This window comes from Shewanella psychropiezotolerans (genome assembly GCF_007197555.1).
In the GTDB taxonomy this organism is placed as follows: Bacteria; Pseudomonadota; Gammaproteobacteria; order Enterobacterales; family Shewanellaceae; genus Shewanella; species Shewanella psychropiezotolerans.
On record NZ_CP041614.1, the window covers coordinates 6,276,881 to 6,290,726 of the forward strand.

Annotated in this window: 18 protein-coding genes; 3 read left to right on the forward strand and 15 right to left on the reverse strand. The window is 44.2% G+C overall.

Annotated elements, in window-relative coordinates; translation table 11 throughout:
- The first annotated feature begins 17 nt into the window (after window positions 1-17).
- The gene (locus FM037_RS27520) at window positions 18-785 is read left to right on the forward strand and encodes an NRDE family protein (RefSeq protein WP_144048615.1); all 768 of its coding nucleotides are present in this window, start codon (window positions 18-20) and stop codon (window positions 783-785) included.
- 53 nt (window positions 786-838) lie between these two features.
- On the opposite strand, the gene FM037_RS27525 is transcribed toward FM037_RS27520, so the two are convergent.
- Window positions 839-1,261: a YybH family protein gene (locus FM037_RS27525; RefSeq protein WP_144048616.1), complete on the reverse strand. Its 423-nt coding sequence runs from the start codon at window positions 1,259-1,261 to the stop codon at window positions 839-841.
- 121 nt (window positions 1,262-1,382) lie between these two features.
- Between FM037_RS27525 and FM037_RS27530 the strand changes: the two genes are divergently transcribed.
- Complete coding sequence (locus tag FM037_RS27530; RefSeq protein WP_144049166.1) at window positions 1,383-1,934, forward strand: lysophospholipid acyltransferase family protein; 552 nt, start codon at window positions 1,383-1,385, stop codon at window positions 1,932-1,934.
- A 35-nt stretch (window positions 1,935-1,969) separates the two neighbouring features.
- Here FM037_RS27530 and FM037_RS27535 read toward each other — a convergent pair whose 3' ends face one another.
- The 14 genes from FM037_RS27535 to FM037_RS28905 all read right to left on the reverse strand — a co-directional run bounded on the left by FM037_RS27535 (window position 1,970) and on the right by FM037_RS28905 (window position 11,294).
- Window positions 1,970-2,599, reverse strand: coding sequence for an HrpE/YscL family type III secretion apparatus protein (locus FM037_RS27535; RefSeq protein ID WP_144048617.1), 630 nt, complete (start codon window positions 2,597-2,599; stop codon window positions 1,970-1,972).
- Window positions 2,578-3,246, reverse strand: a complete 669-nt coding sequence (locus FM037_RS27540; protein WP_144048618.1) for a SctK family type III secretion system sorting platform protein — start codon at window positions 3,244-3,246, stop codon at window positions 2,578-2,580. Before FM037_RS27540 ends, FM037_RS27535 begins: the two co-directional genes overlap by 22 nt.
- A 2-nt stretch (window positions 3,247-3,248) precedes the next feature.
- Window positions 3,249-3,983 (reverse strand): type III secretion system inner membrane ring lipoprotein SctJ, encoded by a 735-nt coding sequence (sctJ, locus tag FM037_RS27545; RefSeq protein WP_322619563.1) that lies wholly within the window; start codon window positions 3,981-3,983, stop codon window positions 3,249-3,251.
- 14 nt (window positions 3,984-3,997) lie between these two features.
- Window positions 3,998-4,342, reverse strand: a complete 345-nt coding sequence (sctI, locus tag FM037_RS27550; RefSeq protein ID WP_144048620.1) for a type III secretion system inner rod subunit SctI — start codon at window positions 4,340-4,342, stop codon at window positions 3,998-4,000.
- Window positions 4,343-4,351: 9 nt separating this feature from the next.
- Entirely contained in the window at window positions 4,352-4,963 is a 612-nt protein-coding gene (locus FM037_RS27555; protein ID WP_144048621.1) for a YopR/YscH family type III secretion effector, read from the reverse strand.
- The gene (locus FM037_RS27560; protein ID WP_144048622.1) at window positions 4,963-5,310 is read right to left on the reverse strand and encodes a YscG family type III secretion protein; all 348 of its coding nucleotides are present in this window, start codon (window positions 5,308-5,310) and stop codon (window positions 4,963-4,965) included. The genes FM037_RS27555 and FM037_RS27560 overlap by 1 nt, the downstream gene beginning before the upstream one ends.
- 10 nt (window positions 5,311-5,320) lie before the next feature.
- Entirely contained in the window at window positions 5,321-5,596 is a 276-nt protein-coding gene (gene sctF / locus FM037_RS27565; protein WP_144048623.1) for a type III secretion system needle filament subunit SctF, read from the reverse strand.
- A gap of 21 nt (window positions 5,597-5,617) precedes the next feature.
- Entirely contained in the window at window positions 5,618-5,842 is a 225-nt protein-coding gene (locus FM037_RS27570; RefSeq protein WP_144048624.1) for an EscE/YscE/SsaE family type III secretion system needle protein co-chaperone, read from the reverse strand.
- The gene (sctD, locus tag FM037_RS27575) at window positions 5,787-6,830 is read right to left on the reverse strand and encodes a type III secretion system inner membrane ring subunit SctD (RefSeq protein ID WP_144048625.1); all 1,044 of its coding nucleotides are present in this window, start codon (window positions 6,828-6,830) and stop codon (window positions 5,787-5,789) included. Before sctD ends, FM037_RS27570 begins: the two co-directional genes overlap by 56 nt.
- Window positions 6,758-7,114 (reverse strand): FHA domain-containing protein, encoded by a 357-nt coding sequence (locus FM037_RS29870; protein ID WP_144048626.1) that lies wholly within the window; start codon window positions 7,112-7,114, stop codon window positions 6,758-6,760. Before FM037_RS29870 ends, sctD begins: the two co-directional genes overlap by 73 nt.
- Window positions 7,115-8,968, reverse strand: coding sequence for a type III secretion system outer membrane ring subunit SctC (gene sctC, locus FM037_RS27585; RefSeq protein ID WP_144048627.1), 1,854 nt, complete (start codon window positions 8,966-8,968; stop codon window positions 7,115-7,117).
- Complete coding sequence (locus FM037_RS27590) at window positions 8,968-9,408, reverse strand: CesT family type III secretion system chaperone (protein WP_185976923.1); 441 nt, start codon at window positions 9,406-9,408, stop codon at window positions 8,968-8,970. The genes sctC and FM037_RS27590 overlap by 1 nt, the downstream gene beginning before the upstream one ends.
- Window positions 9,405-10,355: a T3SS regulon anti-activator ExsD domain-containing protein gene (locus tag FM037_RS27595; protein WP_144048629.1), complete on the reverse strand. Its 951-nt coding sequence runs from the start codon at window positions 10,353-10,355 to the stop codon at window positions 9,405-9,407. Before FM037_RS27595 ends, FM037_RS27590 begins: the two co-directional genes overlap by 4 nt.
- Before the next feature lie 78 nt (window positions 10,356-10,433).
- Window positions 10,434-11,294: a helix-turn-helix transcriptional regulator gene (locus FM037_RS28905; RefSeq protein ID WP_144048630.1), complete on the reverse strand. Its 861-nt coding sequence runs from the start codon at window positions 11,292-11,294 to the stop codon at window positions 10,434-10,436.
- A 985-nt stretch (window positions 11,295-12,279) separates the two neighbouring features.
- On the opposite strand from FM037_RS28905, the gene FM037_RS27605 reads away from it, so the two are divergent.
- Window positions 12,280-13,830, forward strand: coding sequence for a putative adhesin (locus FM037_RS27605; protein WP_144048631.1), 1,551 nt, complete (start codon window positions 12,280-12,282; stop codon window positions 13,828-13,830).
- Window positions 13,831-13,846: the final 16 nt, after the last annotated feature.

Genomic DNA, 13,846 nt, shown 5'->3' on the forward strand with positions numbered 1-13,846 from the left:
CCAAGCATTTTCTTTATATGTGCATCTTGTTTATTGCTTTAAATAAGCATTCAAAATACCCATTGATCGTGTGTGCCAATCGCGATGAGTTCCACCACAGGCCCACAGAGCAGGCACATTTATGGCCGCCAGAGAATGAGATCTTAGCTGGCAAAGATCTGGAGGCAGGGGGAACTTGGCTTGGCATCAATAAACGAGGCGGATTCGCGGCATTAACTAATTTAAGAGACCCCTTGAGACAGCAGAGTGAGATGAGAAGCCGCGGCGAGTTAGTACTCAAGGCTCTCGGATCTCAAGGTCTCATCACCGGCAGTTGGTTACGAGATCACAGTAGCCACTACAACCCTTTCAACTTGATCTTTGGCGATGTCAGCGAACTCTACTGCTTTAACAGCATAGCCAATTCTCTTACCCGGTTAGATTCGGGGTTCCACTCCATAAGCAATGGAGCATTGGATGATATCTGGCCCAAGATGGCTCGCGGGACACTCGCACTCCAGGAGTCTATTTCAAGTGGTGAAGAACCCGATATAGACGCTTTGCTAGCAATAATGAAAGATGAAACCCGTGCCCAAGACTCAGATCTGCCGGAAACAGGCATAGGCTTGGAGTGGGAAAGGCTACTCTCATCTATCTATATTAAGCATGAGGAATACGGCACCCGATCGACCAGCATTCTACTGCAAGATAACTCGGGTACTACTCGCTTCATCGAGGTAAGGTATGACGGCAAAGGCCGCAACTTAGGACGACAGCAGTTCAAAGTAAATGGCACAAAATACTAAGAAGCTAAAATGAGACTCCAGTCCAAAATTGAGTTTTGGATATCTGAGATAACCTAATCTGATGTGTGGTCGTGGGTGATAACCCAGCGGTCATCTATCTTTTCCACCAACAGAGTGAATACACCGTTAGGCTTATCTTTGGCTCGGGTTAGCTCCCAACGCCCCACCACGATAGCCGCATAGTTACTCAACATCTTGGTGTCATTGATGGTAAATTTCAATTGGCCTAAGGTCGCCTTATCAGGATAGTTCTTCTTATAAGCCGCCAATGTTTCAGCCCAACCATAGCGAAACTTATTTCCGGAAACGAAACGCATCTTCTCGTTATTCCAATAACCTTGCATGTAGCCATCAAGATCACCTCTGTTCCATGCGGCCTCCTGCTCAGACAATATATGCGCAATATCATCGGTTGGCACGGCTGAGGCGCTAAATGCCAGTAGCATTAGTAGAGCCGTAAGTCCTTTTTTAAACATGGTTTTCTCCATAAATACGAGATAGGCTATAGTATATATGAACTCAATGAGTTAAGTCATAAAGTCGATGGCTAATTTGTTGAGGGTTACGATAGATTAAAAGGATTATTTGTCTTTAGTTATGTTTCAGTATTTTTGTAAGTTCATCTTAAAATTCTTTGGCTGGAAAATTTCCGGTTCACTGCCTATGGACCATCAGTTTGTCGCTATCCTTGGCCCTCACACCAGTAATTGGGACTTCATCGTCGGCTTATTAGCCCGCGGAGCATTAGGTGCTAAGGTTAATTTTCTCGGAAAAAATCAGCTTTTTATTCCGCCATGGGGCTGGTTCTTCAAAGCCGTTGGCGGAACCCCGGTAGATAGAAGTAAATCCAATAATTTGGTAGACGCTGTGGTCCAGCTCTACCAATCAAATCCTAACTTCTCACTGGCATTGGCACCGGAAGGTACTCGCAGCCCGGTAAAACGCTGGAAGACAGGTTTCTACCATATCGCCAGTAAAGCAGGTGTACCCATAGTGACTGTGGGATTAGACTTCGGCACTAAGACAGTTATGATCCCTGAGGGGATACCGACCACGGATGATATGCAAGAGGACATGGATAAAATAATCGGCTTCTATCGCTCCATCAAAGGTCGTCACCCTAAGGTGATCCCGGATTTCACTCGCTAATTCCGCCAGACCTTCAATATGAACGGGCTGAGAGCTTAATCTGAATCTCTCTGCTTGAATTGTTTGTAAATCTGCTTCTCCAGCACTTGCAGCTGCACATCTATACTCGCATCTATGATACCGACCTCGGTTTCCAATATACAGCCGCCATTCTTCAGACGAGCATCGGCGACCACATCCACATAGCCCACCTCAGGAAATGCCGATAAGACTTCACTCACCCTCTCTTTGACTTGAGCAACCTGCTCAGGATTGACGTGCAATATCACCTGTTTCTGGTTACTCACCAGTTGCAATGCCTCTCTCACGACTGTGAGTGTCACCTCCACATCATCGAAGCCTTGCAGGATTTTTTCCACACAAGACAAGACAGCCTGGGTAAGGGTCTTCTCCGATGAAATATAATATCGATTACACTGAGCGACAGTATCGACTATGACTTCGGCGCACTCTTGCTTAGCCTGCAACTGGCCATCTTCATAGCCACGCAACTTCTCTTGCTCATATACGGACTCGGCATCTTTAATGATCTGTGCAGCCTTAGCTTGTGCCGCTTGGATAAGATGCTCCGACTCCAGAAAATGCATATAGTCTGCTGACTTTAGAATTTTCTGACCCGGCACTAAATTAAGGTTGTCTGTATCTACTTTAACAAATGAAAGCATTGTGGAATAACTCGCTTAGATATTTTCTTAATTAGTTGATATGCCAACACCCTATCTGCAATTTTGACATCATCAGCCGACGTAAAAAATGGATTCAGTTCATAGGGAAGCTTAAGCTTCAATCCTTTAATCGAATCAAGCTGACTTGAATCCAATAAAGAGGTGATGAAGGTGATACCACAGGCTTCGAAATGGTTGACAGACATAGATACAGGCAAGGCCTTGGCCCACTCATCGGGCCAATTTGATAGGAGAAACTGAGTCTGGTTCATACAAAACTGATAGCCAGGTACACTCATTCTCTCCAGCAGCTGCTTCCGGGGTAATTTTAGCACCACTTGTTTACACGACTGGCGGTGAAGACTGATCCCAATATAGTGTAGTAGTAGCCTCAATTCCTCTGTGGGCAGCAAGGCAATGAAACGCACGGGATGAGAGAACTCTGCAACAAGCAGAGGATCTAACCCAACGGCACCCAAGATCCATTCATTTAACCTTGGATTATTCCGCCAATCGGGTAAGCGGGATATATGCCCGGCATGGGGAATATGCTCGAGCCAACTTTCGTCGATATAACTTAAGGGCCGAAACAGGTATCGGTGCAAGCACGCTTCATAATCCAGATCAGCTGACCCTTCCCCTTGCATCACTAGCGACCACTCAGCTTCTGGCTCCAGAAATATGTCGCCAGGTTGGTCCCGATTAACATAATAATGAAGAAGACGATAAAACCTATGAAGCGGTTCTCTGACGATGCAGTCATCTTAATAGAGAGTATATTAACCAATTTTTGCTGACTGGATATCAAGCGACTCTGGAGTGCGGGAACTAAGACAACACTGATACGATCATAATTGAGCCCCTCGACACTATTATTCACCAACAATTTTATCTGGGGCACCAGGGACTCTATCTCTATATCTGGGGCGTGCTTAATGAATACCGATGCCGAAGAGTTTATCTCTTTGCTTCGCCCCCGCCTTCTCTCTTCTTCGGGTTTAACCAGATGGACCCTGGCCGTGATCACGCCATCGATTTGAGACAGAGTCGAAGAGATCTCCTGAGACTTGGCAAACATTAGACGAGCTCGCTCTTCCAGAGGAGAAGAAATTAGCCCCTCGTCAGGAAATATCTCTTCCAGACTGGCGAACTTGTCTTTAGGATAACCTTGACTCTTCAGGGTAGCGAGCGCTAAAGACAGCTGCGATTCCTCAACCATCAGCTTCACCTTACCATCGCTATCGGGTAACTTGTGTGTGCTTATCCCGGCGATTAATAAGATGGCTAACATCTCATTACCCTCTTTCTGGGATAAACCGTTGTAGAGTTCGGTTTGACAAGCCGTCAACATGATCATGCAGCTCAGCAGCACAATTTTAAACATTTTTTTTATCATCTTTACTGCGCTTTCATCAAGGTTTCGATATTTTGACTCGTCTTACCCGCCGTCTTAGCGATCAACTCTTCTTGCATGGTGATCCGGGTCAAGGCCCACTGAATTTCCATCAAGGCTGCAGGGTCATCGATTCCTGAACTCATGGCAGTGTGTAAACTTTCTGTGGCTCCGGATAACTGCTTCTTCATATCGACGATCTGATCTAACACAGATTCGCCTAAACCATTGTCGACATTCGATTGCATCGCCTGCTCAAACTCGGCAACCGCGCCATGATCGGCAATTTGTGAATCTTGTAACTGCTCGATGCTGGTATTTAGCACCTGAGTAAAATTAGCTTCAATCATAAAAGCCTCCTAAAATATGTCTGGACGTACCGTGTTAATCATCATGTTGCGCAACATGTTATTAAACTGAATCAGATGGCCTAATTCACCTCGAATGAGATCGACCAAGGGCGCACTTTCTGGATCGCCTTTTAACTCAGCCCAAGCTTGCCAAAGGGCGGTCTCACGACGGGAGCTGAGACGAAACTCTGACTTCAGCTCGGCTTTCAAATCCTCACTAGAAGTGGGAGGCGATGCCTTTAAGCGGCTAATGAAATCGACACTAACCAGCTCTTGTAGACGCTCACTCAACACCGCTTTATTCCCGGATTTAGCCTGATTTAAAGCAGACCAAAGCGCCTTATCGGCCATGGCTTTATCATCACCAAATGCCTGCTGCAACGCTTCTGAAATCTGCGTTCCCGATGGATTATCCAATGCAGAGATGCTCTTATAGAAGGCATCAATCTCAGGATTAACGCCGACTTTCACATCGGCCGCCTTGGCTGTTTTTTTTACCTGCACCTTGGCAGGTTCAGACAGGGCTTGCTCCAGCCTAAGCTGATCGTCTCTGTTCACGGCTCGGGTGCTGACATCCGCAGTATGCTGGACTTGACTCAGACCTGTATTAAGCTCAATCACTAAGGTGCCTGATAGCTAGTTGCAAATGCCTGCAAGCTTTTCGAACTAGACTGAGCCGCCTTTACCAACCAAAAATCCAGCTTAGTTGCTAAACCCAACTCATCGGCACACAGAACGGTAAAACAGATCAAATCCTGATGCTCTGAAGCCAGAGGCTCAAGCAGATCAAGTGCTGCCTGATATTGACCACGATTCATCAAACTCAATGAACGTATACTGGCAACAATCTCAGTGAACTGACTATCCGAAGACAAAGATGCGGCTATGCTTTCGGCCTGTGAGTATTGATGCTGACCGATTGCTATCATGGCTAACTCGGCCAGTAGTTTCTTAGTTTCAATCTTCATAGGAAACCTTCTACACTTTTTGCAAAATGCTCATCATCACATCTTTAATCGACTTAACGACTGTCGAGCGTATGTTGTACATCACAGACCAGCTGTTGATCGCATGCTGTAATTCGGCCAGTTTGGCCGGATCATCGGCTCCATCACCCGAGACACCGCCAATTTTAGCCTTAACATTGTCGTTAGCCGAGGTTAATGCCACATCTATGCTAGTCACTACCGCATTCAGATCCAGTTTACCTGGACCTCCTGTGCCTACATCTCCTATTCCACCTACACCAGCCATAAAATTCCCCTTATTTACTCATCATTTGGATTGGATTTGGTCTAACACTTGATTAGCGGCATTTAGCGCCTCTAAATCTTTAGTTAGTTGTGTATATTCTTCGGGTCGACAACCAGTGTTCATCTGACGCTTAGTCCAGTTAGATGTATCCTGAAGATCTTGTCGAATATTCTGTATCTCTTTATCCGCATCATTGGCGCGCAAGCGCGCTTCCAATGTCGTCATACTGACTGGCGACGCTGTCATTTATGCCTCCAAAATTAATGGTAATTTGTTGATCTCCTTTGGCGATATCTATGCCAAATTCAGAGATCCTCATAATAAGATAGCCCGACGGTGTCCTTGTGCCTTGGGTATAGCGATTGTTATCCGCTAGCACCACATAGGGCACGATGCCAAAATTTGCAGCCCGCACGATAAAATCGATATTCGCCCCCTTGCTTACCTTAGGAATCGACTTGAGTACCAGGTAGGGCTTATCACCAAATTTCTCTCTGAAATCTCGAGCCACCTTATAGAAGGTGGTACTTTCCATTTCGTTAAGCTCACCTCTGGCCTCGATTCTATCTGCGGCTTTAACCAGCTGTAACTTGGATAGCAAGTTGACGGCTCTCAGCATCTCTTTAAGTTCATCCAGATAGGCACCCGCTCTTTGCAACTCTACTTTCCATGCCAGCAAACCCGGTATGTCACTCTCGATAATCTTCTCGACCTGACTCCAACGGCTGGCATCATCTATATAGCCAGTCAGCAGAATCGTGCCTGCCGAATCACCATTTTTTACCTGTACCTGCTGATAACCTAGATTACCCAAAATGAACTTCACCCCACGACGTATGGTATCCATCGCCCTCAGGTGACTCTGATAATTAACGCCTAAAGATTCAATCTCATTAAGAAGTTGAATTCTTTGAAGATTAGTTTCAACATAGCCTTCCAGTTCCACCTGATTGGCTAAGCCATTCCACTCGACTCGAACATCACTGAGCTGTAAGGTTTCCAATGCATTACGAACCAAGACGATAGGCTCGGCCTCTGTAATTTGTGCACTCTTATCGGTATTAGAGTCCTGCATCTGGATCACCAAAAATGTGCATGGGATCAGGCTAAGCAATAGCCCTATCAATACAGATCTTCGCCATGAACTTGCCGATTGATTAGCTACCTGATGCTTAATCTCACCTGCTTGAGGAACTGAGGCTTGCCCCAATTCATCTTCCTGCCAACCAACCACAAAACATAGGGCACCGAGTCTGACCGAGTCCCCCGGGCCAAGATCAAGCTTGAATGAGTTTGTTTCTGCTCATCATTAATGAAGATCTGACTGGCTTGAGGCAGTTCGATTAAAGTGATCGCCTCGGCAACGGATAGAGTCACATGTTTGGCATCAATATCCTTGTCCGATAACACGATATCGGCATTCAACTCATCACTACCGATAATGAATTCACCGGCACTGAGAGGTAATTCAACCTGAGCGTGGCTTCCCGATAGCAGTTTAATTTTCCATTGGGTCATTTAGTTCGCCTCTTCAGCTGGAAAAAAACAGCTAAGATCTGATTCATCACACTCACCAGGCACGATTCTCGCCCCCATCTCACCCGTCGGCAATCTGCAGTCCTGACGGCGGGAACTTACTCCATCACCGAGCAGTCCCTGCTGCTGTTGAACTGCCTCCTCTGTTGTTTGACAGCGATAAAAGCTCAAGGCGGACCGGAAACTTTGGTTCAGATTTGAGATATCTTCGATCCCGACCATCTGGCCGCGTAAATCTTGGTTATTACCCACCACGATATTATTGCCCAGGCCTTGGGTGATGATTCTGGGCTCTACGATGAATAAGCGTACCGTTCTTCTCTTAGTATTAGCTTGCGAGCGAAACAGTTGACCCACCCAAGGAATATCGCCCAACCAGGGAACTTTACGTAACCTCTGAGTGATCTCGTCACGGTATACCCCACCAATGAGTAGGCTCTGACCTTGCTTTACCGTAGCTAAGGTGCTCATTTCTGTTTTACGGGTCGAGGGCACCCCGTTGATTGCACCATCGGGGATTTGAGAACCATCTTCAATCTGCAGACTCAAATTGATATCTGGTCTGGCTGCATTTCTGTCGCCCACTATTCTGGGGATCACCTTAAATACCATTCCAGATGTTACTTTCTCAAGAGACTGAGACTTCTCACCGATCAATTGTATGTAGAAGGTCTCGCTGGTACTCAATACTGCTTGGACATTTTCCTGTGTCAGCAGAGTCGGACGGGACACGATCTGGCCGCTGCCCTCTTGCTGTAGTAGGTTAACTTGAGCCAGCAGGTAGTTAAGATTGGTTTTATCCAACACTGAGCTAAAATCCAAGCCATTACCTAGGGTGATATCACCAGTAGTATCGCCTGTGGTATTGATATCGATAACTTGATTATCACCGGCCTCGATGCCTACGGTCCAATCGACCCCAAGTTGTTCGAGTTCGTTGACACTGATATCTATGATCGACAAGCCAATTTCAATTTGACGCTGAGGCTTATCCAACTGTTGGATCAGCCGACGATAAAGCGGTAGCCTTGAGCGGGAATCACGAACGATAATCGAGTTAAGCCCTGGCTCGGCCTGCACTTTAGCCCCGTTACGAAAACGACTCTTCACCTGAGTTTCTCCGTCTAAATCGGCTTCCCCCTCAGTTTGATTCACTATGTTGGCATCGACGCCCGATAGGATATTTTCTAATATGGTGGCAACACCGGGCACTATGATCTCTTGGTCGCGATAACTGATGCTCCTGTCGGTAGCAGAGGCATATTTAAGAGGGATGATCTCGATATAGAAATCATCATTCTTAGCCACTTGCTGGCTTTCATGTAGCTCTAATACTTCGGCAACTTGAGTCACCAATTGCACATATCTAGGTGGCCCGGCAAGGTAAACACTGCCTTTTCCGGTTATCGCTCTCCAGCCAAATCTTTCTTCCCAAATTCCAGTAGACTCTAAAGTTTCCCGTAACTCCTCAACCGGTACTTGATTCAATTGAATCAACTTAGACTGAGTTTCCACTGCCTTATAAACATATAAAACGGCACCATCGTAATACCAGGTCAGGTTGTACAAACTAGCCAAATAATTCAAGAATGCTTCCGGATCATCCGGCGAGAATCGACCACTTATCTGCTCAGAGACTTGCCCGCTTACCGCAGCAGAGACGCCATAATTAGTCGCAAAGTTAGTGATGACATCCCGTAATGAATCATTATTAGCGTAATATTTAAAATCGCGATCCACCCAGTCCAATGGCTGTGCCAAAGCGGTCATGGACAGCAAGCTTAAGCCTATGCTCCACAAGGCGCGTGAGTAAGTACCTGAGTTAATCCACTTCATTAAGGTAACCACACTCGATTCTGATCCGAACTTGCTAAAGTATGCTGCTGCATTAGTTCTTGATATCTCTCGGCAATATCCACCTGATGATTAACCATAGTGATAAAAGCACTGGGTAAGACTTCAGCCTCGACGCGCTGAACCAGAGTCAAGCGGTTCATCTCATTGATTGCCAGCACAGATGCATGGGATCTCACATTAACCAGTGCCTGCTGCATGACCTTTTCCAGTGCACTTTCCTGTTGATAATTCAAACCTTGGGACAGATCACACTTAAGATCGCTCTCAATGATCAGCCAACCATGACTCAGATAAAATTCGACTGACACATCGTCGAAACTCAGGCTATAGCGTCCATCAGAATTCACAACGAAGATTGCTTGATTCAAGTCATCACTCAAGGCCGCCAGTAGAGCGCTTAATGTTTCTTCTAGCTTCATCGGCTTACTTGCTTCCATAGGGGACTGATCTGGTAACTCTTGGTTCTCTTCACTTCGAAAAGGGTATTCGATGGCATCGAATTGGCGTTTATCAGCCAAGCACCTAAACTGGCATGATCAGTTTCATGACCTAAAGTCAGATCATTTATCATATTCAACACACCAGTTAGCTCAGGTAAACCCAAGGATATACGGGCTAGGCAAGAGGAGAATGATTGTGGGCTAACTCCTTGTGAAATCAGCTCCTTAAAAGAAAAAAGCAAGGCATCTACAACCTGCTGTCTATACACTTTTAGTGCTTGGATGGAGGGCTCGAGTCGTGACAATTGCAACTCACACTGCTTTAGCCCGTTACAGGCCTCGCTTACATGAGCTTCTAAATAGGCTTTATTGACATCATTAACCACTAAACCATCCCAGAACTTCACTTTGGTCTCTAGTTGAGATTTCAAGATCACTAGAGCCTGATACTCACCGAGCAAGTCTTCATCATGGCTGTCATTTTTCTTCAATAACCAAGACTCGAAAGATTGATATACCAGCTTGGCTAACATCTCGATATGCCCCAGATTAAACTTGGGCAGCAAACTTGCATTAATCTCGGCTAAGAGCTCGTGCATCTGGCGTTTCTGGCTGTGTCTAAAAATATCGGCACTGATTTGCAGGAATATTTTTAAATCACTCTTAGTAAGAGATATACCAAAATCGACACAGGCATTGATGTAATCACTGGCCAAGATACAATCGAGAATACGGCGCTCGATGATACGTTTTAGCAAGAGTAACTGCTGCTCACTCACCACCCCAATCTCGACCAACTTCTTATGGCTTACATTGACAACAGATGAGGCCACAGACAAACTTGCCCTAGAGCCGGATGTATCACCCGCCACAAGGCTAATCTTTCGTCCTTTAAATTTTGACTTATTCATCGATTCCCATGTCATTACACATCCTCAGATAGTATTCATGACCAATTTTATCGTCGTTATCATTTTCAGACTTACACAAAACGTCTGAAAATTTTAGCCTGAAGACAAACTCAACTGTGAACGTACCTTACTTGGGGTGATCCCGAAGCGGCGACGATAACTCTGAGTAAAATATGACTGACTGGAAAATCCGGCCTCGATTGCAATATCTACGATACGCGTTTCACTACTCAACAAGAGGTTATAGGCATATAACAAGCGTCTCTCGGTGATCCATGCTCGAGGGGAAACTCCAAAAACTTCATGGAATAACTCTTTAAACGTAGTCAGGCTAGCGCCAAACTCTCTTGCATACTCACTCAACTTCCACTCTTTCAGGTAGTATTTCTCCATAAACGCATGCAGACGATCCGAAGAGCGGTTAGCCTGTTGGCGTAGCAAACGACACAAGTCACCACCTGAGCTGGAATGTACAATTAATAACAACAACTCCTCGAGTTTTAGCTCATACAAGATGCCTGGCAACTTAAATTCGATCACAGAAAACAGACCATCCAAAGTCTGCTTCACGAGCTCATTTATTGACAACTTAGCGACAACTCTCGATTGTTGGCCCATGGCAACAAAAGATGCGAGCGTTTCAGCATGACGCTGAACGAATGATTTAAGAAAATCTGTATTAAAAAAGACAGAAATCGTCTCAACTTTTCCCGCACTAGTATCAGAAAAGTATTCAAACAGATATTCTCCTCTGCGTATGAAACCCGCTTCACCAGCTTGAATGGTCAAGGTTTCATCTGCAGATTGAATAGTAATTGCTCCCACTTGGACATACAGTAAAACATCGTCTTGAATCGTCTTAACTTCTGAACCACCAGAAGCAATAAAATCGCACACAAGACTCGTATTTATTTGTAAGTCACATTGAGAAACAAGTTCGATTGGATTCCCCATAACCCCTTCTTACAGCTTCTGTATTTTATTTCGGCATGCATAACATGGACGAAGAATAAGTTTACTCAATCGATGTTGAGTGTATTTTAGGTATTTAGTCTTGTTGTTTTTATATTTATCGCAGGTTGATATTTAACCAACTCAAATACGAAGCGAAGCATTCTAGACTTATATTTAATAAAAAAAAAGACAATATTTCACATGCTAAGCGCAATCAAAATTAACATTTAACTTAATTCGTTTAAAAATAGAGCATTAGATACAAGTAAAAAAACATTCGATAAAAAAATTTACCCAAGGCTAACCAAGAGCAACAAACAAGACAAAATGCACCCACGGTAATTAACAACCAAATAAGAAAGAGCTAACAACAAATAAATTTCACCCTACCAAATAAAAACTAAGCTCATTTATCAATCAGGAGGTAACTTTTAAGTTTTAGATATGTTAAAAAGCAAGCAAGTTAGAACTGCAGCATAATCCACTCAATAGGCTTAACCACCCAAAGTTTGATTGGCACCACTTAAAGAACAACCAACTAGAAAAAAATATTAAAAAACCCCACAAACCCATACAAAGTGATTAATTCAAGTGAATTCAAAGCCGATGATTACCACCAAAATAAAAACAATCGACAGAAAAACCCAGCACCAACAAAGACAAAAACAATTATTAGTCAAGATAAGTGAATAGAAAACCGACAACAAAAAAATATGTTACATCGACGTGAATATAGGGAACACATATTGATACATTTGTATGGCGATGGAACTGTGGGGGCTTAATGAGATATAAAAAACAAAACTAAGACTAGGAAGGCTTATTACTAGAAGGCAAAGTAATATGCACGAAGGTACTAGATAATACGATTCCGAGTAGGTTCAGAGTATTTAAGGCTAAAAATCACAAAATTAAAACTAAAAATGACTGCCAGATAAAGCATTAGAAAATATCATGAGTAAAGTTAATTAAAGGGATTACTCATATGCCATTAAATATCAATACACTCCAAACTTTTGTTAATCAGCAGATTGATATAGATCAATCTGCAAGAAATAAAAATGGGAGTATAGAGGCTAACCACCCCCCCAAGGGCCGATTTAACGGCCTAGCAGTACAACACGGAGTCGCACAATCTGAGTCCAATTTTTCTAAAGAAGTCCTGCGACACGTGAAAAACACTAGCCTCAATAATCAAGAAGTATCACAACTGCTAAAAAATGTTAAAAATTTCGATTTAGGTCAGGGAAACCGTTCTGGTGAAGTGATCTTTAAAGGCTTAAAAGGGGCACAACTTAGCTTAGGAGACGCTCAGATATTATTAAACGCTGCTGCTCGTCATCAATCTCAAGCACCAGAGCTACCTCCACGCGAGGCACCAGCGGTGCCTCATCGCGGCACAAAACCACAAATCCAACAGCATACTTTACCTCCATTATCGCCGAAAATAACACTGTCACACCTTAATAAAAACGAAACAATAAACCAGCAGCTACAGACACTGATCGATAAGGAGGTTGGTAGTGATATTACTGCACTAACATCCAGACCATCAGTCAAATTAGACTCACTGGCCATCTGGCCTAGTGCAAGTACACCTGGAGCCTATGGAATCAATCTACCTGGAGTCGGTTTCACTAAGTCAAACTCATTACAGGAAGCCCAAACCAAAATAACCGAGTTTAAACATACCCAATTTGGCAATGAAGTTAAGGGAAGATGGGGAAATGAAGTCGCGACTCTCAATTCAAAACCAGACTCTTCATCAAATCAGGCTGCAATTTGGAAGAGTGAATCAAAACCTGGGACTTTCGGCGTACATATCCCCAATGCTGGTACTTTCCGCGTATCTGACTTAAATCAGGCACAAGCAAAGTTTAGTCAACACGGGATCGAGGAGCGTATTGCAACAGGTGAAAATATTACGGTCAACAGAACAAATTTACCTCCGGCTGAAATAGCAAGGCTAGAACAAACCTATGGCGTGAACATTCAACCAATCTCAATCGATGGAAAAGAGATAGCCTATCTTTTTGGCAGTGTAAATCGTCAACAAGGAGATAATCACAGTGTTCTTTTCTCCTCACACGGCGGCGCAAGAGGCGAACATAAAACATTTCAAAAACCCGAAGGTCTGGAGCTAAAGTTTGCATCTACAACCAACAACACCTTAGTGTCCAGAACCATGGGCTTTGCAGAGAAGCTTAAAGATGGCCATGTTGAATTTAAAGAAGATTCACAAATTTATGCTTCCTTCAGCCGTCAGGCTACAGATTATAAACTCAGTGGAGGTATTGGCACTCAACCTGAGCAGGCAGCTCAATTCATTGGTGAGATGAATCGAGGAGAAAGCGTGGAATCATTCGATTTTTTATTGTTGAATAGAGAAGCCAAAGGGGTGCATTTCTCAGATGTAATCCAGGCACTAAAAGATACCTGTGGTCCTAGTGTACAAGATCAATTGATCTGTCACTTCTGTCGACCAAAAGATGATGATGCAGGGAAATTCAACGTCAGAAACAACTACACAGGCTAAGCTAAAAGTCGCCCTC

Coding starts and splice junctions, on each gene's coding strand:
- FM037_RS27560 (WP_144048622.1), bottom strand. CDS start 5,310: ATGAAGATTGAAACTAAGAAACTACTGGCCGAGTTAGCCATGATAGCA.
- FM037_RS27590 (WP_185976923.1), bottom strand. CDS start 9,408: ATGAAGCTAGAAGAAACATTAAGCGCTCTACTGGCGGCCTTGAGTGAT.
- FM037_RS28905 (WP_144048630.1), bottom strand. CDS start 11,294: ATGGGGAATCCAATCGAACTTGTTTCTCAATGTGACTTACAAATAAAT.
- sctC (WP_144048627.1), bottom strand. CDS start 8,968: ATGAAGTGGATTAACTCAGGTACTTACTCACGCGCCTTGTGGAGCATA.
- sctF (WP_144048623.1), bottom strand. CDS start 5,596: ATGGCTGGTGTAGGTGGAATAGGAGATGTAGGCACAGGAGGTCCAGGT.
- sctI (WP_144048620.1), bottom strand. CDS start 4,342: ATGATTGAAGCTAATTTTACTCAGGTGCTAAATACCAGCATCGAGCAG.
- FM037_RS27605 (WP_144048631.1), top strand. CDS start 12,280: ATGCCATTAAATATCAATACACTCCAAACTTTTGTTAATCAGCAGATT.
- FM037_RS27595 (WP_144048629.1), bottom strand. CDS start 10,355: ATGACATGGGAATCGATGAATAAGTCAAAATTTAAAGGACGAAAGATT.
- FM037_RS27540 (WP_144048618.1), bottom strand. CDS start 3,246: ATGCAAGGGGAAGGGTCAGCTGATCTGGATTATGAAGCGTGCTTGCAC.
- FM037_RS27525 (WP_144048616.1), bottom strand. CDS start 1,261: ATGTTTAAAAAAGGACTTACGGCTCTACTAATGCTACTGGCATTTAGC.
- FM037_RS27530 (WP_144049166.1), top strand. CDS start 1,383: ATGTTTCAGTATTTTTGTAAGTTCATCTTAAAATTCTTTGGCTGGAAA.
- FM037_RS27570 (WP_144048624.1), bottom strand. CDS start 5,842: ATGACAGCGTCGCCAGTCAGTATGACGACATTGGAAGCGCGCTTGCGC.
- FM037_RS27520 (WP_144048615.1), top strand. CDS start 18: ATGTGCATCTTGTTTATTGCTTTAAATAAGCATTCAAAATACCCATTG.
- FM037_RS27535 (WP_144048617.1), bottom strand. CDS start 2,599: ATGCTTTCATTTGTTAAAGTAGATACAGACAACCTTAATTTAGTGCCG.
- sctJ (WP_322619563.1), bottom strand. CDS start 3,983: ATGTTTAAAATTGTGCTGCTGAGCTGCATGATCATGTTGACGGCTTGT.
- FM037_RS29870 (WP_144048626.1), bottom strand. CDS start 7,114: ATGACCCAATGGAAAATTAAACTGCTATCGGGAAGCCACGCTCAGGTT.